20 protein-coding genes are annotated in these 22,439 nt (G+C 47.9%); 17 read left to right on the top strand and 3 right to left on the bottom strand.

Features of this window, described 5'->3' with window-relative positions:
* Positions 1–130 precede the first annotated feature (130 nt).
* The 3 genes from ABTV53_RS10160 (at position 131) to coaD (ending at position 2,176) form a co-directional block, all read left to right on the top strand.
* A complete protein-coding gene (locus ABTV53_RS10160; RefSeq protein WP_062833752.1) occupies positions 131–436 on the top strand; it encodes a hypothetical protein in 306 nt (101 codons plus the stop codon).
* Between the two features lie 623 nt (positions 437–1,059).
* Positions 1,060–1,668, top strand: a complete 609-nt coding sequence (rsmD, locus tag ABTV53_RS10165; RefSeq protein ID WP_433752715.1) for a 16S rRNA (guanine(966)-N(2))-methyltransferase RsmD — start codon at positions 1,060–1,062, stop codon at positions 1,666–1,668.
* A gap of 1 nt (position 1,669) precedes the next feature.
* On the top strand, positions 1,670–2,176 hold the full coding sequence (gene coaD / locus ABTV53_RS10170) for a pantetheine-phosphate adenylyltransferase (protein WP_085981453.1): 507 nt from the start codon (positions 1,670–1,672) through the stop codon (positions 2,174–2,176).
* Here the strand turns inward: coaD and ABTV53_RS10175 are convergent.
* On the bottom strand, positions 2,154–3,491 hold the full coding sequence (locus ABTV53_RS10175; protein ID WP_433752717.1) for a nucleoside recognition domain-containing protein: 1,338 nt from the start codon (positions 3,489–3,491) through the stop codon (positions 2,154–2,156). The two genes, coaD and ABTV53_RS10175, sit on opposite strands and share 23 nt — an antisense overlap.
* A 251-nt stretch (positions 3,492–3,742) precedes the next feature.
* On the opposite strand from ABTV53_RS10175, the gene ABTV53_RS10180 reads away from it, so the two are divergent.
* Positions 3,743–4,783, top strand: a complete 1,041-nt coding sequence (locus ABTV53_RS10180) for a SepM family pheromone-processing serine protease (RefSeq protein WP_433752718.1) — start codon at positions 3,743–3,745, stop codon at positions 4,781–4,783.
* Between the two features lie 335 nt (positions 4,784–5,118).
* Here ABTV53_RS10180 and ABTV53_RS10185 read toward each other — a convergent pair whose 3' ends face one another.
* On the bottom strand, positions 5,119–6,351 hold the full coding sequence (locus ABTV53_RS10185; RefSeq protein WP_433752719.1) for a nucleotidyltransferase: 1,233 nt from the start codon (positions 6,349–6,351) through the stop codon (positions 5,119–5,121).
* Between the two features lie 365 nt (positions 6,352–6,716).
* The gene (gene hmpA / locus ABTV53_RS10190) at positions 6,717–7,952 is read right to left on the bottom strand and encodes an NO-inducible flavohemoprotein (RefSeq protein WP_433752720.1); all 1,236 of its coding nucleotides are present in this window, start codon (positions 7,950–7,952) and stop codon (positions 6,717–6,719) included.
* Positions 7,953–8,415: 463 nt separating this feature from the next.
* Between hmpA and ABTV53_RS10195 the strand changes: the two genes are divergently transcribed.
* The 13 genes from ABTV53_RS10195 to trhA all read left to right on the top strand — a co-directional run bounded on the left by ABTV53_RS10195 (position 8,416) and on the right by trhA (position 22,196).
* Positions 8,416–8,922: a YceD family protein gene (locus tag ABTV53_RS10195; RefSeq protein WP_091031953.1), complete on the top strand. Its 507-nt coding sequence runs from the start codon at positions 8,416–8,418 to the stop codon at positions 8,920–8,922.
* A gap of 67 nt (positions 8,923–8,989) precedes the next feature.
* A complete protein-coding gene (gene rpmF / locus ABTV53_RS10200; protein WP_017689233.1) occupies positions 8,990–9,163 on the top strand; it encodes a 50S ribosomal protein L32 in 174 nt (57 codons plus the stop codon).
* A 373-nt stretch (positions 9,164–9,536) separates the two neighbouring features.
* Complete coding sequence (gene fapR / locus ABTV53_RS10205) at positions 9,537–10,085, top strand: transcription factor FapR (protein ID WP_047842457.1); 549 nt, start codon at positions 9,537–9,539, stop codon at positions 10,083–10,085.
* Positions 10,082–11,077 carry a phosphate acyltransferase PlsX gene (plsX, locus tag ABTV53_RS10210; RefSeq protein WP_017689231.1) on the top strand — a complete coding sequence of 332 codons (996 nt, stop codon included), beginning with the start codon at positions 10,082–10,084 and terminating at the stop codon, positions 11,075–11,077. Before fapR ends, plsX begins: the two co-directional genes overlap by 4 nt.
* Positions 11,078–11,085: 8 nt before the next feature.
* The gene (locus ABTV53_RS10215) at positions 11,086–12,075 is read left to right on the top strand and encodes a beta-ketoacyl-ACP synthase III (protein WP_433752721.1); all 990 of its coding nucleotides are present in this window, start codon (positions 11,086–11,088) and stop codon (positions 12,073–12,075) included.
* Between the two features lie 25 nt (positions 12,076–12,100).
* Positions 12,101–13,033, top strand: a complete 933-nt coding sequence (gene fabD / locus ABTV53_RS10220) for an ACP S-malonyltransferase (RefSeq protein ID WP_433752723.1) — start codon at positions 12,101–12,103, stop codon at positions 13,031–13,033.
* A 37-nt stretch (positions 13,034–13,070) separates the two neighbouring features.
* Positions 13,071–13,820 (top strand): 3-oxoacyl-[acyl-carrier-protein] reductase, encoded by a 750-nt coding sequence (fabG, locus tag ABTV53_RS10225; protein WP_017689228.1) that lies wholly within the window; start codon positions 13,071–13,073, stop codon positions 13,818–13,820.
* 152 nt (positions 13,821–13,972) lie between these two features.
* Positions 13,973–14,206: an acyl carrier protein gene (gene acpP / locus ABTV53_RS10230; RefSeq protein WP_024630176.1), complete on the top strand. Its 234-nt coding sequence runs from the start codon at positions 13,973–13,975 to the stop codon at positions 14,204–14,206.
* A gap of 177 nt (positions 14,207–14,383) precedes the next feature.
* Positions 14,384–15,622, top strand: coding sequence for a beta-ketoacyl-ACP synthase II (gene fabF / locus ABTV53_RS10235; protein WP_024630177.1), 1,239 nt, complete (start codon positions 14,384–14,386; stop codon positions 15,620–15,622).
* 13 nt (positions 15,623–15,635) lie between these two features.
* A complete protein-coding gene (gene rnc / locus ABTV53_RS10240; protein ID WP_091031948.1) occupies positions 15,636–16,340 on the top strand; it encodes a ribonuclease III in 705 nt (234 codons plus the stop codon).
* Between the two features lie 368 nt (positions 16,341–16,708).
* The gene (smc, locus tag ABTV53_RS10245; protein ID WP_433752725.1) at positions 16,709–20,278 is read left to right on the top strand and encodes a chromosome segregation protein SMC; all 3,570 of its coding nucleotides are present in this window, start codon (positions 16,709–16,711) and stop codon (positions 20,276–20,278) included.
* Positions 20,279–20,387: 109 nt separating this feature from the next.
* A complete protein-coding gene (ftsY, locus tag ABTV53_RS10250; RefSeq protein ID WP_433752726.1) occupies positions 20,388–21,401 on the top strand; it encodes a signal recognition particle-docking protein FtsY in 1,014 nt (337 codons plus the stop codon).
* Positions 21,402–21,548: 147 nt separating this feature from the next.
* On the top strand, positions 21,549–22,196 hold the full coding sequence (gene trhA / locus ABTV53_RS10255; protein WP_017689222.1) for a PAQR family membrane homeostasis protein TrhA: 648 nt from the start codon (positions 21,549–21,551) through the stop codon (positions 22,194–22,196).
* Positions 22,197–22,439 lie beyond the last annotated feature (243 nt).

Below are 22,439 nucleotides of genomic sequence, written 5' to 3' on the forward strand. Positions count from 1 at the left end.
AACAGAGGTCTTCGCTCATCGGCGGCCTCTGTTTTGTTATGTCAACGAACTGCTTGGGACGCACTGTATGAAACCGTTCTCGCTCTGCTCTCGTAATGTACGAGATAGGAATCATAAGAGGGGGTTCAAGATGAGTAGAAAAGCAAAGACAGGTATATGGGTGACGGTGTTAGTCTTCTTGGGCATCATTGTTGGATGTTTCATATGGTATTTCAATACCGCTTCAGGTGAACGTGCACTCAAAACGATGAGGTCCAATAACTCGGGTGGCCTGGAGAGGGTGGTTAAAGTGTACAGCAATAATGGTGAATTGATTCAGACCTATGATGGCAAAATTGACGTGGAAGATACGGAATACGGCAATAAAGTATTATTTGATCTTAATGGGAAACGTGTTGTAATCTATAATGCAACGATTGTTGTTGAAGAGAAGTAAGGCAAAATTAAGGAAATGATATAAGGGTCGGGTGAGATTTTTATGGTGGATATGTACCTCATAATCCTTGTTGCCATTTTGGGAATGATCCTGTTCTATAGTCTAATCGCTTATTTCTTGGTTCGTTTCATTTCAAAAAAAGCATTTAAGCTTACGTTAACCAAATATGAAATGATGGAGATTATGACTTGGCTTGCGGTGCTGTTTATTATCTTCATGATGATTAAGACACGTTCAATGAATCTTCTCTTGCCGGTTGTTTTACTCCTCATACCATTGATCAATTTACGACTTTCCAATCGGAAACATCGAGAGTTGAACTAGTCAGGAATAAATAGGAGACAACAAAAAGAAGCCCTCTTTCGAGAGCTTCTTTTTCATGGGAGAGGAGAAACCGGACGAAGAGCTTATGGGGAAACGTAAGTCTTCTCCGCGGTTGTCTACGACACTTGTGATGTCGATAATTATAGAATCGCCCGATGGTTTCCTTTTTATACATATGCGTCAACAATTCGTCAACAAATTTCCAAGGGAAATGAAGACCGCACATTTTTCAAACTGAACCCGAGTGTGGTACGATAGCTGTATCAATAAACTTACATAGAGAAAAGGTGACTCGTCAAGTGAGAGTGGTATCTGGAAGTGCAAAAGGCAGGCCGTTGAAGGCTGTTCCTGGCACGGGTACGCGGCCAACCACCGACAAGGTGAAGGAAGCGTTATTTAGCATGGTTGGTCCTTATTTTGAGGGCGGCACAGCATTGGATCTGTTTGCAGGCAGTGGAGGTCTCGGTATTGAGGCACTGAGCCGCGGCATGGACAAGGCTGTTTTTGTTGATTTGGAATCAAAAAGTATTGAAGTTATCCGCATGAATCTGAAGGCTACCAAGCTGGAAGACCAGGCGGCCGTATATCGTAATGATGCAGGTCGGGCATTGAAGGCACTTGCCAAGCGAGGCACAACATTTGATCTGGTGTTTCTTGACCCGCCATATCGCATGAAGAACGGGCACGAGTTGATGCTGACCCTGCACGAATTGGAACTGCTGGAACCCGAAGCAACCATCGTGCTTGAATATGAATCCAAACATGATTACCCTGAGCAATTCGGCCCGTTTGAACAAACGCGCAAGGCTTTGTATGGGGAGACGGCAGTATCCATCTATTATTATGCGCCTGAAGCAGTTGAAGATGGAGAATCCATTACACCGGAAGAGGAGGCTCCTCATGACTGAAATGATACACCGACAGGAACGGATCGCCGTATATCCTGGAAGTTTTGATCCCGTAACGATGGGGCATCTGGATATTATCGCCAGAGCGTCGAAGCAATTTGATCGCGTCATTGTGGCTGTGTTGAACAATATGAGCAAAAATCCGCTGTTTACGGTGGAGGAACGCAAAGAACTGATTACGGAAGTAACCCGCCATCTACCCAATGTGGAGGTGGATAGTTTCCGCGATCTGACAGCCAATTACGTCCGGCAAAAGGAAGCTCAGGTCATCGTTCGTGGTATACGCTCGGTAACTGATTTTGAATACGAGTTGCAATTGGCATCGACTAACAGCAAGTTGAATCCGGATGCGGAAACGATATTTATGATGACGAATCCGAAGTATTCCTATTTAAGTTCCAGTATCGTCAAAGAAATCGCTCATTATCATGGAGATGTTACAGATCTTGTCTCACCTGAGGTGGAAGCTGCGCTTCGTCAGAAAATCAGCGAGAAAACCGGCGGTTAAACCAGAAGGTAAGACCGGATAGACTAATCATGACTGCAAGAAGTAACGCAAGACCTATGCATGCAGCAGGGAAGATGCTCCAAATGGTGTTGATCGTGTATGTGTTACCTGGACTATGTATGAATAACCAACCGAATGGTGTCGAGAGGTCCTGCGCTGCATTGGTATGTAATGTGGTCCAGGCTTCTGTGCTATAACGGCTGAACGGCATCCATAGGATCAGACTGATGAAAAAGGCGATTAATCCATGAATCAGACGAACTCCGGCAAAGTACAACATGGATTTGCTGTTTGGACCCGTTGTTTTCAGGACAGCAGAGACTTGCAGATGGGAGGATAAACCACCCCATCCCAGAACGGCTGCAAGTAGAGACATGAGCAGCGTGGGTGTAAGTGAAGTCTGGCTCAAATGATAGGTACCCAAGTGAAGTTCAAAGAAAGCTGGCCACAGCGCAGCAGAGGACCCGGGAGTCAGATAAAGGGTGACCAGCCGGATAAATACGGCAAAACCGATCATGTATCCTCCGGTCATCATTAAGGTCTGCACAGCTTGGGATACGGTGTCACCGAGCAGCTTGCCAAATCCTCTTCCATCACGACTATGCGCTTCTCTGGCTGCAATCATCATATCAGACCATACACTGCGTCGTTTGAACGTTGCGTGGTGGGGGGCAGATGAGCGACTTGTGGAACTTGCAGGACTTGCAGGCTGAGAATCAAGAGAGCTCTTATCTGCTTGTACGGCTGTCGAGCCAACCCTGTTTGTCTGGTTACCTGGTGCAGGCAGGAGACGCGTGGCCAGAATGGCAGCGATCCAGCCACTGATCCAGTGGACAACGAGTAGAAAATAACCGGTCGCTGGCTGGTGAAGAAAAGCAGCACCGACGACCAAAATGATCAGCATTGGATTGGCAAAATGAGATGCCGCCGCAAGGACAACCGCCTGCTTGGCGGTAATTTGTCTATCCTGAAATAAACGGCATACTGCATCTGCTCCTGCGGGGAATCCGCCGCACATGCCAACAGCAATTGCCAGACCTGCGTTGCCTGGAAGTCTGAACCATCGTTGCATCAACGGTCCGAGCAAGGCGCCGATCGCGTGGGTGAAGCCAAACGCAGTGAGCATTTGGGATAACATGAGGAACGGGAGCATGGCAGGGAAGATGATTTTCCACCATATATCCAGACCTTGAATAGAGGCGTCAAACGCTTCTTTGGGGGACGCAACTACCGCAATGACCAACATTAAAGCGCCGGTACTTAGGATTATCGTTCGTAAAGGGCCAGAATCTCTTACCTCGCTCTGTAATGTCATCGTTTCACCTCATATCAGATAACGCCGATTTGGCATCTGAATCGAATGGACGGCCGAATGACGCCCGAAGGGCGGTTCGGCCTTGACCGGACAGGCTATTGTACACAGCGGCCTATCCGGCCTGTACCATTGTATGCACAAGGACCTGAGTGTTAGACTTGAAAAAAAATGATTAAACAAGATGGAATTACGATCGCTTATTAGTGTAGAGTACAGCTTATATAGTGATACAAAGAACGGAGGCTCATGTGATGAATCGGATTCGGAAATCTGGCGGATTCAGAGCTTCGATCTTTGTGATCGTGGTGGCTCTGGTCGTCTATGTTGCCGTGTACATGCCAACGCCGTATATCATATATATGCCTGGCAGTGCAGATGAAGTAAAACCAATGGTAACGGTTAAAGGTGGGGACCAGGAAGAACGCGGTGTGTTCATGATGACGACCGTGTCGGCAACATATGCCAATGTGTTTTTGCTAGGAACCTCTCTGTTCAATCAAAATGCTCAAGTGGATAAAAAGGAGGATCGACTGCGCGGAAAAAGCGAAGCGGAATACTCTGCCGAACAGGTGTGGTTCATGAGTGACTCGCAATCCTCTGCAATGGAAGCTGCATATGAACAGGCTGGTGTGGCTTACTCTATTGTGCCTGAACATATCTTTGTATTTGGACTGTCCGAAGATCCAAAACCCGATGGAGACATTGCTCCGGGCGATATTATTCTGGGAGTGAACGGAACAGCTACACCGGATAATACGGTGCTTTCTGCCCAGTTAAAAGATAAAAAGGTTGGAGATACCGTCGAAATGCAACTGGAACGTGGTGGAGAGACTATTAGCCGGGACGTGAAACTGATTCAGGTCAAAGACAATAAAACGGGTGAAACCCGCCCGGGACTCGGCGTAATGATTGGTGCGGTTCAGAAGGTGAAAGCCGAAGACCCAAACAAACAGATATCCTTTACCGATACTCAGGTTGGAGGTCCGTCTGCCGGCTTGATGTTTACGTTGGAGATCTATAACCAGTTAACACCTGGAGATCTGACCAAGGGGCATCGAATTGCGGGTACAGGTACCATTACCAAGGACGGTGTGGTGGGTGCCATTGGTGGTGTAGTGCACAAGATTGTAGCCGCTGACCGGAAAGAAGCGGAGATCTTCTTTGTGCCGAAGGATAACTATAAGGAAGCAGCAGCCAAGGCTGAACAGATCGGCACCAAAATGAAAGTTGTGCCTGTGAGCACGGTGGATGATGCACTGGCTTATCTGAAAACGTTGTCCGTGAAATCATAGGATTATGATTGGGCGGGATGAGATACAGTCGAGTTGAAACCGTTGGAGAAAGTATGGATGATGGATGATCTCGGAATGAATTGATTGTAGTGAATGAATTGTGATCAAGAGACATGAGCGTATCAGCAGATTCAAAGGGTGTAAGGGAACCAAGAGAATCAAGATAAATAAGGAAATTAATAAGGAAATCCCCTTGTTGCGATGTGCCTGAGTGGCGCGCAGCAAGGGGATTTCTTTACTTATATAGTTGAGTGTTGAAATTTGAAAATCTATGATCTGTTCGATGATGGAATGAAAAAGCTCCTTAGAGAGGAAGCCTTTTGGTCAAAAGCGGATTACAGTCTCACAGGCGACTCATAGTAGTCACTGAACATCCTGTGTGTGTCCCTATGCTCGCAAGCGAGTCCATACGCAACCTGAGCTTGTATATCCAGTTCAAGTTGATTGTGTGTGAATGTCGACGGTTTCAGCACAACAGGCAGTGACGCGGTTTTCTTCATTTGTTTAAGCAGGCTCTGGCCTTGAGTATTAAATCCGAGAACTCTGAGATATCCGGGTCCGGCAGCCAATTGCTCTGGTGAACACTCAGCTTTGGTGTGATTCAGGAGCAGGTGGGCGAGCATACGCTGGAGTTTGGTGCGTGTGTATCGTTTGGTCTTCAATGCATTCAGGAGTGTTTCGACTGAAGGCTCCGGGAGCTGAGCGAGTGTACGGCTCAGCCTGTGTTCCAGACCTTCCGTGACTTCGGCGATGCGTTCCAGCTCGGAGGCACGGCGGGTGGCCGCAAGGTGCAACAGCGGCTGTGCAAAGCGCTCCCAGTGTATGGGAGCGCGCTCCTCTTGCCATTCGCGATGCAGAATGGCAAGAGTTGCCGCCGGCACGTATGGCGCGGCGGCATCGGGTCCGTCCGCCATCAGCAGGTGGCGGACAGCTGTGGCACTGGCGATCGCCCCGGGCCCGGGCGTCGCCTCATGATACGCGGCACCGGTACGCGCCGCCGTAAAGGGCTGGATCGCGCTGCCAAGTCGTTGCAGCGCGATCAGGTAGTGCAGCCCAAGCGAATTGTTGGGCTGCTCCAGCAGTGCAGCGGCGTCGTGAGCATCGACGCCGCCGGGCGCCAGTGCAGCCGCCGCGCCTGCGTACGCGGCGGGGTAGCTGGCGCCTTCCCGCAGGCGGCGCGCGATGTCCTCGCGCATCCCTGCGGGCTCCACAGCCAGCACGCGCGCAATGCGCTGCAGGCTGTCCAGGTCACCGGACTCGCTGCCGAAGCAGAGCGAGTCCACAACGCCGGTGCGGTCCAGCAAGGACACCGCACCAAAGGCAAACCACTCCGCCGGTTGCACAGCATAAGCCACCGGCAGTTCAAGTACGAGATCCGCGCCTGCGTGCAGCGCCATCTCGGTGCGCGCCCTTTTACCCACGATGGCGGGTTCGCCACGTTGGAGAAAAGGGCCGCTCATGACTGCAACAACGGCGTCTGCCCCGCTTAGCCGCCGAGCTTCCTGCAAATGATAGACATGCCCGTTGTGCAAGGGGTTATATTCAACAATGATGCCTACGGCTTTCATGATAAGACGTACTCCTCTCAAATGAGATGAATGGGTATGTATGCTTGCTGTTATAGTTCATTCCATCATAGGCGATGACCTCTATTAGATCAAATCACGGAGTCTGTCCGACCAATGAAAAAAGGCACAAATCCAACATCAGCAGATGTCAGACCGTGCCTTCAAACATCATCCCATGATATTAAAAAACTAAACATTTACACGAAACGGAGAGGACAGAAATAACCTGAAGAAGCGGAAGCGTTCGCCTTTATCCCCGGATTTACCCTTTATAAAAGGAATCAAAAAATCTGGGGATAACAGCGATCAGAAGGTAGTTCTGTCATCGAAGTGGCCAGTGTAAAATGATGTCATATTCAGAACCCTCAGACACTTTCCGGCGCGGGAGATAGACTTGCTTTCGGCCCAAAAAATTCATAATGAATGTTGTCTGCTGCAACACCAAGCGCCTGAAGCTCCGTATACACTGCCCGCATGAACGAAACGGGTCCGCACAGATAATAGGTGGCATTCAGTTCCTCAATCACTTGGCGAAGCCAGACCGCATCCATATAACCTTCCTTATGAAAATACTCATTTTCACGATCAGCATCCTCAGGTTGAGTATAACAATAATAAGCTTTAACGCCCTGATTACGCTCGACCAGACTGTTCACATGACCACGGAACGCGTGAGATTGACCATTCGGACTTGCATGCAAAAATGTAATTGCACGGTTTTCGTTCAACCGAACCAGCGTATTTAACATACTGATCATCGGAGTTAAGCCAACACCGCCACTAAGCAGCACAACAGGACGTTTATCCTCTGCATTCAGCGTGAAGTCGCCAGCAGGAGCGGATAGTTCCACCTGACTGCCTTCTTTAATGTGATCGTGTAAATACGTCGAGATAACTCCGTCAGGGCGTTCTGACACACCTCGCTCACGCTTAACGGAAATGCGATAATAGGGTTTACCAGGGCTATCTGAAAGGCTATACTGACGAATCTGGGTAAATGACTGTGCCTCTGGCTGAATTTTGATACTGATGTATTGTCCTGGTTCATAGCTGGCAATAGGCTTACCGTCGTCTGGAACGAGGTAAAAGGACGTGATGACTTCGCTTTCCTGCACTTTCTTGGCAACCTTGAAGGTACGAAATCCTTCCCAGCCACCCGTTTGGGTTTTCGCTTCTGTATACATGTCCTGTTCGATCCCGATAAAGGCGTCTGCAATGACATTGTAGGCTTCGCCCCACGCCGTGATAATCTCATCCGTTGCCGCGTCTCCAAGGACATCTTTGATCGCTTGTAACAGATAGGTGCCCACAATCGCATATTGCTCGGGAACGATACCCAGACTGCGATGTTTATGTGCAACTTGCCGGACGGCAGGCAGGATGGAGGACAGATTATCGATATGAAGGGCGGCAGTGTACACCATATTTGCAAGGGCCGCTTGCTGTCGTCCCTGTTTCTGATTTGCATGATTAAAAATATTCAGCAGTTCCGGATGAGCTGTGAACATCGTTTCATAGAAATAGCGTGTGATCGCTTCGCCGTGGACTTCAAGTACGGGTACTGTAGACTTAATGACTTTAATGGTGTGCTCACTTAACATGCATTTTCCCTCCCGATATGATATGAAATAGTTGGATAATAAATCGGTCATGGAGCTGATCGTGCTTCGGTTTATAGCAAGTATAGATAGGGGGCAAACGGGTCTGTGTGATATAGATCACACTAAACGTTAACGAAATGTGACCGCTGTTTGCAAGGAGCTACAACTAAAATGCCGACTTGTAGTTTATCTTGAAGTGAGTCTATAATAGACCAGATGGAGTAAACGGTTCTGAGCTATTGGTTTTAAAATAAGGTGTAAAGTTAAAAGTGTTGACAAACGTCTTGAAAAATCGGTATAATGATTTTTGTTTGTTAAGTCAATTTCATAATACTTTTAACGATGAAGCGTCAGAATACATACAGTCAGGATTTATTGCTTTACAAAAGCAGGCTTGACCTGTATAACTGTCGTGATACGTTTGACATGAATTATGAAATTGGTTTCGTTTGGAGTGATGGAAATGTTAATGCCATTTCGCAAAGTGGCTACCAGTGATGGTCCCCTGAAGTTTAACGAACAGTGGGATATCAAAGAGCTGGTTTCTAACCGACAAGATATCACAGCCGTTACCCCCCTGACTGCGGACTTATCTGCAGAATTCAGAGAAGGTGACGTTGTGGATGTTCATGGCAAGCTGACCATAGGAGTGGACATGTTGTGCTCCCGTTGTCTTAAGCCGATTAATGAACATTTTCATATTGATTTTCATGAGCAATTCAAGCAGGGAAAACAGCCAGAGGAATTACACGAAGACGACGATACGCTCTATGTGGATGGAGATAGTGTTGATCTGAAAGGTTATGCCGAGGAAGCTTTTCTGCTGGATCTTCCGTTTATACCGCTATGTAGCGATACATGCAAAGGGTTATGCCCCAAGTGTGGCCATGAGCTGAACGAAGGTGACTGCGGTTGTGATAACCAGGTTATCGATCCGCGGCTTGCAGGGCTCAAGGATTTTTTTAAATGAGCATGATTGAAAATCGAACATTTTAAGACTACCTGCAAAGGTTGATTTTGATAAGGAGGTGGGAATAATGGCAGTACCTCAACGGAGAACGTCCAAGACGCGTCGCGACAAACGTCGCACTCACTTTAAATTGGCTGTACCGGGCATGGTGAAATGTGAACAATGTGGCGAACTTAAACTTAGTCACCACGTGTGCAAAGTGTGCGGAACGTACAAAGCAAGAGAGATCATCTCTCAATAATAGTTGGACATTAAGTAGCACTTCATTTCGATGAGGTGCTACTTTTTTTGGATTAGAGGGAGTAGGCAGAGTGAGCTAACTATCATGAAATCCTTGCTCCACAAGGGTGAAGTGTTTTTGTTAGGCCAGTCTTTCTTTTTGACACGGGATGAGATATACTATAGTTTAGTACCAGGTTCTAAGATTTGACGTTACATATATATGAACCATAATCCGTTTGAGAACGACCCTGGTGACCAGGGACTGCAACTATAGAAGTAACACGAATGAATGGTTGGACTGGCCGGATGGGACGGTTCCGTAAACGATACAGCGGGGGGTGTCAGGCATCGAACGTGTACCGAAGAGACAGAGGCAACAGCAGTTAACCAAAATGATAGAAGAGAACCCGTTTGTGACGGATCAGGAACTTACACGCCAATTGAAGGTGAGTATTCAGACGATTCGTCTTGACAGGCTGGAACTTGGAATACCCGAACTTCGGGAGCGGATGAAACTGATGGCAGAGCTCTCGTATGATCAGGTACGCTCGTTGCCCTTGCATGAGATTATCGGTGATATTGTGGATCTACAACTGGACAAGAGCGGGATTTCCCTGTTTGAGATTAAGGAAGAACACGTGTTTTCCAGAACAGGCATTGCACGTGGACACTATGTCTTTGCACAGGCTAACTCCTTGGCTGTAGCCATTATTAATGACGAGATCGCGTTGACTGCATCAGCAGACATTCGTTTTGTCCGTTCGGTTCATTTGGGAGAGAAATGTATTGCAAAGGCTTATGTGAGATCGATTCCGGGTCAAAAGGGCAAAGCTAAAGTGGAAGTATTCACTTATGTAGGTGAAGAGATGGTGTTTCAAGGCAACTTTGTAATCTACCATTCAGGTGGAGAAGACAGCGGAGAAGGAGGTCATTTGGAATGAAAATCGTCATTGATGCCATGGGAGGCGACAATGCACCTGCATCAACGGTAGAAGGTGCGATTGCCGCAGCCACGGAATGGGCGGATACACAGATCGTCCTGATCGGCGATGAAGCCAAGCTGGAGCCTCTTTTGAGTCAGTCAGGTGTGAGACCTGCCAATCTTACGGTCCGGCATGCTTCCGAAGTTATTGGTTCGGATGATGAACCCGTCAAAGCAGTGCGTCGCAAGAAGGATGCCTCCATGGTGGTCGCAGGCCGCATGCTGAAAGAGGGCGAAGCGGACGCGATGATCTCGGCGGGCAATACCGGAGCGTTGATGACAGCGGGTTTGCTTGTTGTAGGTCGCATGGAAGGCATTGAACGTCCGGCGCTTGCGCCTATGATTCCAACGATTGATGATGTAGGTGTGCTTGCACTGGATCTTGGAGCGAATATGGATGCCAAACCGGAGCACCTTGCACAATATGGCCTGATGGGCAGCTTGTATCGGCAAAAAGTACAGGGCATAGAGTCTCCACGAGTGGGCTTGCTCAATGTAGGAACAGAGCCAGGCAAGGGAAATGAGTTAACCAAGCATGCATATCCTTTACTGGAACAACTCCCAATTCGTTTTGTCGGTAATGTTGAGGCACGTGATGTGCTGACGGGTGCTTGTGATGTGCTTGTATGTGACGGTTTTGCAGGAAATATCCTGCTGAAGTCGCTGGAAGGCACAGCAGGTGCCATTTTCGCCTTGCTTAAGGAACAATTCTCATCTTCTCTCAAAAGTAAACTGGCTGCAGCTGTATTAATGCCTGAGCTGCGTGGGTTGAAACGAAAGCTGGATTATACGGAGCATGGCGGAGCGCCGCTCCTCGGTTTGAGCAGACTGGTTGTGAAAAGTCATGGATCTGCTGATGGCAATGCCATCAAAAATGCTGTGCGCCAAGCTCGGATTGCAGTGCAGAATCAGTTGGTAGAGAGCATATCTAAGGAAATTAGCGGGAAGTGAGTGACGACATGAATAAGTTGCGCCCAGTAGGGGTTATTGGTACAGGGAAATATGTGCCTGAGAAAATTTTGACAAATAGCGATCTGGAGAAAATGGTCGATACCAATGACGAGTGGATCGTCAGTCGTACAGGAATCAAAGAGCGTCACATCGCTGCACCTGATCAGGCAACTTCTGATCTGGCATACGAAGCGGCTATTAAAGCCCTTGAATCTGCAGGCATGACAGGCAGTGATCTTGATCTGATTATTGTTGCAACCATTACTCCAGATTCTTCGTTCCCATCGACAGCCTGCATCTTGCAGGACAAATTGGGTGCAAAAGGTGCTGCGGCATTTGATCTGTCGGCTGCTTGTTCCGGATTTGTATACGGTTTGGCAAGTGCTACGAGCTTCATCCAAAGCGGTATGTACAACAATGCGCTTGTTATTGGTGCGGACTGCTTGTCTCGTATTACGGATTATACAGACCGTAACACATGTGTCCTCTTTGGTGATGGAGCAGGCGCAGTAGTTGTTGGTGAAGTTCCGGAAGGTCGCGGATTCAAAGCATTTGATCTCGGCGCCGAAGGTGCTGGCGGCAGTCTTCTTCAGATGGAAGGCGGCGGTTCCCGTCTGCCTGCTTCCGCAGAGACCGTTGAAAATAAGAAACATTACATCTACATGAACGGTCGTGAAGTGTTCAAGTTTGCGGTACGTGTCATGGGGACGGCTACCATTGAGGTATTACGCAAGGCTGGTATGGAGCGTACGGATGTGGATCTGTTTGTTCCTCACCAAGCGAATATTCGGATTATCCAATCTGCGATGCAACGACTTGAACTTCCTGAAGAAAAGGTTGTAGTCAACGTGGATAAGTATGCAAACACATCGGCTGCTTCCATCCCGCTTGCTCTGGTAGAAGCTGCGGAGGAAGGTCGCATGAAAGCCGGAGATACCGTCCTGATGGTTGGATTCGGTGGCGGTTTGACATGGGGTGCATCGGTACTCGTATGGTAAAATAGACATCTGGGAGATGAATGAGATGGGTAAAATAGCATTTGTATTTCCCGGACAGGGATCACAGGCTGTAGGCATGGCCAAGGACGCGTATGAGTCCGTGCCTGCGGCAACCGAGATTTTTCGAACAGCAGATGAAACATTGGGTTTCTCGCTGACCAACCTTGTATTTGAAGGACCGGAGACCGAGTTGAAACAGACATCAAATACACAACCGGCTCTGTTGACAGCAAGTATTGCCTTGCTTGAAGCTTTCAAAGAAAAAGGAATTCAGCCTGACTATACGGCTGGACACAGTCTGGGAGAATACAGTGCACTGGTGGCAGCGGGCGTACTTTCGTTTGCTGACGCAGTGAGCATTGTGCGGGCACGTGGTCAGTATATGGAACAGGCAGTACCGGGTGGACAAGGAGCGATGGCTGCTGTGCTCGGTGCGGATCGGGAAGCGCTGGGGGTGCTTTGCCGTGACGTATCTGAAAGTGGTCATGCGGTTGAACTTGCCAACATGAATTGTCCGGGACAAATCGTCATTTCTGGTGTGAAGGAAGGCGTAGCTGCTGTCGCGGAACGAGTGAAAGAAGCTGGCGGCAAACGCGCCATTCTACTTGAAGTAAGTGGTCCGTTCCACTCTTCATTGATGAAGGATGCAGCTGAGAAGCTGGAAGAGAAACTGAAAACTGTTACGTTCTCACCGGCAGCGTTCCCTGTAGTCGCCAATGTGACCGCAAGACCTGCAGAGGATGGACAGGTTCAGGATTTGTTGACAGCTCAGGTCTATTCTCCTGTATTATGGGAAGACAGTGTGACATGGCTTATTGAGCAAGGCGTGGATACGTTCATCGAGATTGGATCCGGCAGTGTATTGACCGGTTTGATTAAAAAAACAGATAAAACCGTAAAACTGTACAATGTGAACAGTCTTGAGACGCTCGAAGCAACGGCAAGTGCGTTGAAGTGATTAGCATGGATTAGATTTGGGGAAAGGAGGAATGATTATGTCTAAACCATTAGAAGGTAAAAATGCACTCGTTACCGGGGCATCCCGGGGCATTGGGCGAAGTATTGCACTGGCACTTGCAGAAGCTGGAGCGAACGTAGCCGTGAATTATGCGGGTAGCCAAGCGGCAGCTGAGGAAGTGGCGGAAGCGATTCGTGCCAAAGGAGTCAAGGCGATTACACTTCAAGCCAATGTTGGCCTGATGGATGAAGCTGAACAAATGGTCAAAGCTACACTCGAAGCATGGGGCAACGTTGATATTCTGGTGAACAATGCTGGTATTACCCGTGATAATCTGATCATGCGTATGAAAGAGGAAGAATTCGATCAGGTTATTGAAACCAATCTCAAAGGTGTGTTTAACTGCCTTAAGGCGGTTACACGTCCAATGATGAAACAACGGTCGGGAAGAATTATCAATATCTCCTCGGTTGTAGGTGTGCTCGGTAATGCTGGACAAGCGAACTATGTTGCTGCCAAAGCAGGAGTCATTGGCCTGACAAAGGCATCTGCTCGTGAACTGGCTTCTCGTGGAATCACAGTTAACTGTGTTGCGCCAGGTTTCATTGAGACAGATATGACAAAAGAGTTGTCCCAGGAGCTGGTGGACGGTATGCTAAGTGGTATTCCGTTGTCCCGTTTGGGTCAGCCGGATGAAATCGCCGGTGTAGTCACTTTCCTGGCTTCACAGGCTTCATCTTATATGACAGGGCAGACGCTGCATGTCGATGGTGGCATGTACATGTAATTCTTCCCGGACTTGAACAATAGTCGGGGAACAGGCGCTGGACGATCCGAAATGCCGGAAAAAGGCCGGGTTCCCCGGCCGGGAGCCGCATATGTCTTCTATGGCATTTTGCCTGCGATTCTCGTATAATACCAAAGAAGGAGGTGAACCGGATGTCCGATGTATTGGAGCGTGTAAAACGCATCGTCGTCGACCGCTTGGGCGCAGACGAAGCTGAAGTTACACTTGAAGCATCTTTCAAAGAAGATTTGGGTGCTGATTCTTTGGATGTAGTGGAATTGGTCATGGAATTGGAAGATGAATTTGATTTGGAAATCTCTGATGAAGATGCAGAAAAAATCACGACCGTAGGTGAAGTTGTAAACTACATACAATCTCATACCTAAAGTCATTTTTAGTCCCGCACATGTTTTCGAACAGGCGGGACTTCTCATCATTCATTGGTTTTTCTCATTCCGCAAGCAGCCCTACTTAAGCAGGCCTATCTTGGTTGAGTAGATGTCTGTTTGCGGATATTCCCACAAAATACTTGCGTAATGCAGTCGATATAGAGGTGACTCGGTTTGAAACAAAGAGTAGTAATTACCGGAATGGGCGTAATGACATCGCTCGGAAAAGATTTGGAAACGTTCTGGGGCAGTTTAATGGCAGGAAAGTCCGGAATTTCTCAGATTGAGGCGTTTGATGTTAGTGAATACACGACACAGATTGCAGCCGAGATCAAGGATTTCAACCCGGAAGAATATATGGATCGCAAGGATGCTCGCAAAATGGACCGTTTTGTACAGTTCGCTGTGGCAGCCGGCTTCAAAGCCGTTGAAGACAGTGGTCTGAAAATTGACGAGAATATTGATGCAGAGCGTTTCGGTGTATCCATCGGATCAGGTATTGGTGGATTGGGTACGTGGGAGGACCAGCATAATGCATTGTTGCAAAAAGGTCCAAAACGGGTAAGCCCATTCTTTATTCCCATGATGATCTCCAATATGGCTTCAGGCCAAATGTCCATTTCCCTTGGTGCCAAAGGTCCTAACATTAACGTTGTTACTGCTTGTGCAACAGGTACACACTCCATCGGAGATTCCTTCAAGTTGATTGCCAATGGTGATGCAGATGCCATGATCTGTGGTGGTGCGGAAGCAACAATCAGACCTACGGGTCTTGCAGGCTTCTGTGCGATGCGCGCAATGTCTACACGTAATGATGATCCTGCGAAGTCAAGCCGTCCTTTTGATACAGAACGTGATGGTTTTGTTATGGGCGAAGGCGCGGGTGTTCTGATTCTGGAATCCCTGGAGCATGCTCAAAAACGTGGTGCACGCATTTATGGTGAAGTGATCGGTTACGGTCTGACAGGTGATGCACATCACATGACAGAACCGGATCCGGACGGAGCAGCACGTTGCATGAAGATGGCACTTCGTAATGCGGGTATTGAGCCTGAAGAAGTGGACTACATTAATGCACACGGAACTTCGACTCCTGTAGGCGACAGATCCGAAACGCTTGCGATCAAAAAAGCGTTTGGTGATCATGCGTACAAGCTCGCAGTGAGTTCCACGAAATCCATGACGGGCCACATGCTTGGCGCTGCTGGTGGGGTGGAAGCTGTCATCTGCGGATTGTCACTGACACATCAGACACTGGCTCCAACGATCAATCTGGAAAATCAGGACCCGGAATGTGATCTGGATTATGTACCAAATGTTCCACGTCAAACCAAAGTTAATATTGCCATGTCCAATTCATTTGGATTCGGCGGTCACAATGCCACCATTATTCTCAAAAAATTTGAAGCATAAGGGGCTAGTTCGTTTGAGTGAAGATCTGAAGCAGTTACAACATAAACTTCAAATCAAATTTGACAACAGGCAGCTTTTAAAACAAGCGTTTACCCATGCTTCTTATGTAAACGAACACCGGTTCAGTCAGCATCAGGACAATGAGCGTCTGGAGTTTCTGGGCGACGCCGTGCTGGAACTGACTGTATCGGAATACTTGTATCATTTGTATCCTAACCGTCCGGAAGGCGAATTAACTAAGCTGCGGGCATCCATTGTCTGTGAGCCTTCCCTCGTCAAATTTGCTGAAGCGTTGGGTTTTGGTCAGTATGTACTTCTTGGTAAAGGTGAGGAGCTAACTGGAGGACGGACACGGCCGGCTCTGCTGGCGGATGTGTTTGAATCTTTCATTGGTGCATTGTATCTGGATCAGGGGCTTGCGCCTGTCCGGGCATTTCTTGACCAGCATGTCTTCCCATTAATCGTATTGGGCAGCAAGCTGCAAATGAGTGATTACAAAACGGAACTGCAGGAACTTACTCAGCATCACAATATGGGAGCTTTGGAATACCGTATCGTTGAGGAACGGGGACCTGCCCATGAACGTGAGTTTGTCTCGGAGGTCCATATGGGTCAAGAACGGCTTGGCAGAGGTACAGGGCGTTCCAAAAAGGAAGCGGAACAACAGGCTGCATCTGCAGCACTTGATCGATTGAAGCTTCCGGAAGCCGGAGCTTAACCGAAAGCGCATAGACAAACGAAGAGCAAAGAGCAGCCCGCGGGTCCGCCCCGGCGGAAGTAATCGGCCGGACTGCTTTTTGCTCTTTTTTTTGTAAAGAGGTCCAGGGGGAGTTAGCCTGATCGTTAACTAAATAAGTGAACTTTATTTTACACAAAACGAAGAGTGCAGAACCAATCTGAAGAAGCAACGCGTGCGCATTTATCAACGGATTTTTCCCTTGGATAAGGGAATCAAGAAAATCTGGGGATAAGGGCGATCGGAGGATGGTACTGCAATCGAAGTAGTGTGTAATAGCAATCGTTCAATTTATTTAGGCGCTGGAATGCAATACTTGAAATTTGCAAGAGGAGGTGACGAGAAACCCTATGTTTTTAAAACGGATTGAATTGGGTGGATTCAAGTCATTCGCCGACAAAACGGAGATGGAATTCGTTCGTGGCATTACGGCTGTTGTAGGTCCGAACGGAAGTGGCAAGAGTAATATATCGGACGGAATCCGTTGGGTTCTGGGGGAACAAAGTGCCAAATCGCTGCGTGGTGGCAAGATGGAAGATATCATTTTTGCAGGTAGTGATGCACGGAAGGCTGTTAATTTTGGTGAAGTGTCGCTAACACTCGATAATGAGGATCACGCACTTGCATTGGATTTCGGTGAAGTGACGGTGACTCGTCGTGTACATCGCAGCGGAGATAGTGAATATTTTATTAACAAACAGTCTTGTCGCTTGAAGGATATCACGGAGTTGTTTATGGATACGGGCATTGGTAAGGAAGCCTACTCGATTATTGGACAGGGGCGAATTGAAGAGATTCTGAGTACCCGTTCAGAGGATCGCAGAGGCATCTTTGAAGAAGCTTCAGGTATCGTTAAATATAAATCCCGCAAGCGGGATGCGACGCGCAAACTGGATGAGACAGAGCAGAACTTGTTGCGTATTCATGATCTGGTGACTGAACTGGAAGATCAGATTGGTCCGCTAAAGGAACAATCGGAGAAAGCGATCCACTATAAGGAACTTCGTTCTCAGCTCAAATCGCAGGAAATTTCCATGTATGTGTACCAGATCGAACAGATTCATGCGTCTTGGAGTAAAGCAAACGAAAGGTTGCAATCGCTAAAACAGGAAGAGGTTGGACTGGCGGCGATTGTCTCTACGCATGATGCCAAGCTGGAAAATGATCGGAATGCGCTGCGTATGTTGGAAACAGAGACAGAACAACTGCAATCCGCCTTATTGCAATTCAGTGAAGCGACGGAGAAAAGTGAAGGGCTGGGAGAACTGCTCAAGGAGCGCTCGCACCATCTTCAAACGAATCAGGAGCAGCTCAAAGTAACACTTGCTGCCAGTGAAGAGAGACATCGCGAACGGGAAACCGAGCTGCTTGCACTGCGTGAGAAGTTTGGCAAGCTTGAGCATGAACTGAATGATGTGAGAAATCAGTTGTCTCAGGAAGAAGCCAAACTCATCGGTGTCACAGGCGGCATTAGTCAGCAGCAAGAGGAAAGCCTCAAAGGCAACTTGCTGGAACTGATGAATCAGATGGCTCAGACACGCAATGAAATTCGTTATGTGGATCAGCAGAAAGAAACACTTGAGCGCAGAATGAATCGCGCGGCTGAAGAATCAGGCAAATGGGAAGATCAAAAAGAGACACTGGAAAGTCGCAAAGCGGACATTGAGAAAAAAGTTGTTCGTTTGGGCAAAGAAATCAGTGATCTACGTAGTGGTTATATTACGGAAAGTGAACGACTTCAGTCGCTCCAGAAGCTGCTCGAAGAAAGTCGGGGCACGGTCCGTAAATGGGAACAGAAGCGTGAAGCTCAGGTCTCACGCCGCGATACGATGAAAGAGATGCAGGATGATTTTGACGGATTCATGCTAGGTGTCAAGGAGGTCCTCAAGGCTTCGCGTAAAGGTACGCTGAGCGGTGTTCATGGAGCTGTGGCTGAACTCGTCAAAGTTCCCGAGAAGATCGAACTTGCGGTAGAGACAGCAATGGGAGCATCCTTGCAGCATGTGGTCATGGAAAATGAATCAGTATCCAGACAGGCGATTGCTTTCCTGAAGCAGCGCCAGTTGGGGCGTGCAACATTCCTGCCTCTGGATGTTATTCGTCCTCGTGCCATTGGAGCGGCTGAACGTTCCATGATCGAAGGTATGGAGGGCTTTGTGGGGATCGGTGCTGATCTTGTACAATTCGAATCCAAGTATGCTGCGATCATTGGCAGTCTGTTAGGTAATGTTATTATTGCCGAAACGTTGGAGGTCGCCAATAAAATTGCGGCTCGCTGCCAGTATCGTTTTCGGGTTGTGACACTTGAAGGCGACGTGGTCAATGCGGGTGGTTCCATGACAGGTGGTAGCCAGCACAAGAAAAACGGGAGTCTGCTCAGCCGGAAACGGCAGCTGGACCAGCTCGACCAGGATATTTTGGATACCGAAAATCAGATCGTGAAACTGCATCGCAGTGTGGATGATGTAAAAGTTCAACTGGAGCAGTGTCAGGACAAACTGGATGAGCTTCGTCAGTCTGGTGACGATACCCGAAATGCGGAACAACAGGCTTCGATGGAGATGAAGCAGGTAGAGCATGAGCTTCGCCACGTGCTGGAACAGGTTGCTGTTGCCGGGCAGGAGAAGAGCGGATTTACCGAAGAGATCAAAGAGCTGGATACAGCTCGCATCGTCGCTGTGAAGAAGCTGGAGCAGCTTGAAGAGGAAGAAAAAGCGACTCATCGTGCCATTCATGCAGCTGAGTTTGCTCGCAAAGCCAATGAATCCGCGAAGGAAGAATTGCAGAGCCAACTCACCGAATTGAAAGTACGCGAAGGCAAGCTTGATCAGGAACGATTCTCCAATGGAGAACAATTGCGGCGTCTGGAGCGGGAAGTGGAGTCGCTGGTGAAAGATCTGCGTCAGAATCGCACGTTGCTGGCTTCGATGGAAGCAGATCTCAAGAAAACACAGATCGAGAGTGTTAAGCAGATCGAAGATCTGAACCAGTACAAGCTGAAAAAAGCGGAAGCTTCCCAGGAGCTGGACTTCAAACGTGCTGCCCGAAGTGAGTTATCGAAAAAGCTTGAGCTTGCCGAGAGCGAAACGAAGGAACAGCGCACGCAGTTAAAAGCTGTGGAAGAGCAGATGCGACAGACGGAAATTTCCGTGAACCGGTTGGACGTTGAACTGGAAAATATACTGCGGAAACTGACGGATGAATATGAACTGGGCTATGAACTGGCCAAAGAGCGTTATCCTGTGCCGGAAGATGTGGAGCATACACAGGCACAGGTACAGAAGCTGAAGCGCAGTATATCGGCCCTGGGTGATGTTAACCTGGGAGCGATTGAGGAGTTCCAGCGAGTTAATGAGCGATACGAGTTCCTGAGTGAACAGAAGAATGACCTGGTGGAAGCTAAAACAACGTTGTATCAGGTTATTCGGGAAATGGAAGACGAGATGGCGAAGCGATTCAAGATCACGTTTGATGCCATCCGCCGTGAGTTCGGTACCGTGTTTACCAAGCTGTTTGGCGGGGGACGTGCTGACCTTGTTCTGATGGACCCGGAGCGTTTGCTTGAAACGGGAATCGATATTGTGGCTCAGCCACCAGGCAAGAAACTGCAAAACCTGCAACTGTTATCCGGTGGGGAGCGGGCTTTGACGGCGATGGCTTTGTTATTTGCTATTCTGCATGTCAAACCTGTACCATTCTGCGTGCTGGATGAAGTAGAGGCAGCGCTGGACGAAGCTAACGTGGTACGTTTTGCCCAGTACTTGCGTGAATTCTCCGAACAGACACAGTTCATCGTTGTTACCCATCGTAAAGGTACGATGGAAGAGGCTGATGTGTTGTACGGTGTTACGATGGAAGAGGGCGGAGTATCCAAGCTCGTTTCGGTTAAACTGGAAGATGAGGAAGCAGTAATTGCCTGATCTGATCCAAACCTGCGAGACAAATGAACTCATTGTAATCATTAAAAATCATTCAGATTGAGATTTTATTGCACATGCGCTTAGATTATGAACACGATGGAGGGGCTTTATGAGTTTTTTTAAAAAGCTGAGAGACAGCATTGCAAGCAAAACGGAGTCGGTCACCAAACAGTTCAAGGATGGATTGGAAAAGACACGTAAAGGGTTAGTGGAAAAAGTGTCGGATCTCGTAATCCGCCGCAAAAAAATCGATGAAGAGTTCTATGAAGAACTGGAAGAGATTTTGATCGGAGCAGACGTTGGCGTGAATACGGTCATGAATCTGATCGAAGACCTGCGCGTTGAGGTGAAAAAACGCAAAATCGAGGACGCGGCTGAGCTGCAGCCTGTATTGTCCGAGAAACTGACGGATCTTCTTCGCGGTGAACAAAACAATGAATTGAAAATGAATCCGGATGGCATTACCGTTATTTTGTTCGTTGGTGTTAACGGTGTTGGTAAAACAACAACGATTGGCAAGCTGGCACATCGATTTAAACAACAAGGTAAAAAAGTCATCATGGCAGCTGGAGATACGTTCCGTGCCGGAGCCATTGAACAGCTGGAAGTATGGGGACAACGTGCCGGTGTCGATGTGATCAAACAGCAATCTGGTTCTGATCCGGCAGCAGTTATGTATGATGCGGTACAGGCAGCGAAACAACGGGGTGCGGATGTTCTGCTCTGTGATACAGCAGGTCGTCTGCAAAATAAATCGAACCTGATGGACGAACTTAACAAGATCTATCGTGTCATTCAGCGTGAAATTCCGGATGCTCCGCATGAAGTACTGATGGTACTGGATGCAACAACAGGTCAAAATGCCCTAAATCAGGCTAAACTTTTCGGTGAGAAAAGCGGTGTAACTGGCCTCGTACTGACGAAACTGGATGGAACAGCCAAAGGGGGGATCGTTGTTGCGATCCGTCAGGAGCTGGACTTGCCTGTGAAGCTCGTAGGACTGGGTGAGAAAATTGATGATCTGCAGCCGTTTGATTCGGAGCAATTTGTGCATGCTTTGTTCGCCGGATTGATCCAGGAACACCCAGCGGAAAGTGCTGAAGAAGAGGAAGCTAATTCCTAGAATCATTAATAATTAGGATGAATTAATAATGTAAACCGTATTGCCAGTGATATACGTGATAAGTGTCACGTGTAATGTCACTGGCAATACGTGTATAATAGAGGAATAAAGCAGGCAATGTTAAAGGGTTAGAAAGGACGGTTGAAAATGGCCAATACGTATACCTATTCTCGCCGTGAAGAAGTCGCCAATGCGGTGACACATGGAATCGGTGCTGCACTCAGTGTGGCTGCACTGGTGATATTGATTGTATTTTCAAGTATGAAAGGCACAGCCTGGCATGTGGTCAGTTTCACGATCTACGGGATCACCATGCTGCTGCTCTATACAAGCTCTACACTCGTGCATGCATGGAAAGATGGAAAAGTGAAAGATTTATTTGAGATTTTCGACCATTCTTCCATTTATTTGTTTATTGCGGGATCGTACACTCCGCTTTTGTTTATTGCTGTTCGTGGTACACTTGGATGGACCCTGTTCGGTATAATCTGGGGAATCGCATTATTCGGTGTGATCTTTAAGGCGTTTTTTACGAAAAAGTTTCTATTCATGTCCACGATTTTCTATATTGCGATGGGCTGGCTTATCGTTATTGCCTGGCAACCTCTTATGGCTGCCATTCCTACAGGCGGCATTGTGCTGCTGGTTGCTGGAGGCCTGATGTATACACTGGGTACACTCTTTTATGTGTGGCGCGGCTTTCCTTACCATCATGCGATATGGCATCTCTTTGTGCTGGCAGGCAGCATTCTTCATTTCTTTATGGTACTGCTGTACCTGACACCACTTCGTTAGAACACCATAAACGGATGCATCTCCATGGACTGAGACGCATTCGTTTTTCTTTTACATAGAGGTGGATCGCAGAGATACAGATACGATTTGCTTGCTGTGAAAAGGGTATAAACCACCTGTTAAACATCGAAATAACATATCATCAGAGCTGTTTTTATTGTGACAAGTATTTTTGCTTGACAACCTGATTTGTTTTAGGTATTATTAGGAACGTTGCAAGAGTGTAAAGTGTTTTTCCTTGAC

The organism is Paenibacillus amylolyticus, from assembly GCF_050990605.1.
Classification (GTDB): domain Bacteria; phylum Bacillota; class Bacilli; order Paenibacillales; family Paenibacillaceae; genus Paenibacillus; species Paenibacillus amylolyticus_H.

Bases quoted from the DNA above. Each gene is read 5' to 3' on its own strand.
- ABTV53_RS10160 (WP_062833752.1), top strand. From the start codon at position 131: ATGAGTAGAAAAGCAAAGACAGGTATATGGGTGACGGTGTTAGTCTTC.
- coaD (WP_085981453.1), top strand. From the start codon at position 1,670: ATGATACACCGACAGGAACGGATCGCCGTATATCCTGGAAGTTTTGAT.
- ABTV53_RS10175 (WP_433752717.1), bottom strand. From the start codon at position 3,491: ATGACATTACAGAGCGAGGTAAGAGATTCTGGCCCTTTACGAACGATA.
- ABTV53_RS10180 (WP_433752718.1), top strand. From the start codon at position 3,743: ATGAATCGGATTCGGAAATCTGGCGGATTCAGAGCTTCGATCTTTGTG.
- ABTV53_RS10185 (WP_433752719.1), bottom strand. From the start codon at position 6,351: ATGAAAGCCGTAGGCATCATTGTTGAATATAACCCCTTGCACAACGGG.
- hmpA (WP_433752720.1), bottom strand. From the start codon at position 7,952: ATGTTAAGTGAGCACACCATTAAAGTCATTAAGTCTACAGTACCCGTA.
- ABTV53_RS10195 (WP_091031953.1), top strand. From the start codon at position 8,416: ATGTTAATGCCATTTCGCAAAGTGGCTACCAGTGATGGTCCCCTGAAG.
- rpmF (WP_017689233.1), top strand. From the start codon at position 8,990: ATGGCAGTACCTCAACGGAGAACGTCCAAGACGCGTCGCGACAAACGT.
- fapR (WP_047842457.1), top strand. From the start codon at position 9,537: ATGATAGAAGAGAACCCGTTTGTGACGGATCAGGAACTTACACGCCAA.
- plsX (WP_017689231.1), top strand. From the start codon at position 10,082: ATGAAAATCGTCATTGATGCCATGGGAGGCGACAATGCACCTGCATCA.
- ABTV53_RS10215 (WP_433752721.1), top strand. From the start codon at position 11,086: ATGAATAAGTTGCGCCCAGTAGGGGTTATTGGTACAGGGAAATATGTG.
- fabD (WP_433752723.1), top strand. From the start codon at position 12,101: ATGGGTAAAATAGCATTTGTATTTCCCGGACAGGGATCACAGGCTGTA.
- fabG (WP_017689228.1), top strand. From the start codon at position 13,071: ATGTCTAAACCATTAGAAGGTAAAAATGCACTCGTTACCGGGGCATCC.
- acpP (WP_024630176.1), top strand. From the start codon at position 13,973: ATGTCCGATGTATTGGAGCGTGTAAAACGCATCGTCGTCGACCGCTTG.
- smc (WP_433752725.1), top strand. From the start codon at position 16,709: ATGTTTTTAAAACGGATTGAATTGGGTGGATTCAAGTCATTCGCCGAC.
- ftsY (WP_433752726.1), top strand. From the start codon at position 20,388: ATGAGTTTTTTTAAAAAGCTGAGAGACAGCATTGCAAGCAAAACGGAG.
- trhA (WP_017689222.1), top strand. From the start codon at position 21,549: ATGGCCAATACGTATACCTATTCTCGCCGTGAAGAAGTCGCCAATGCG.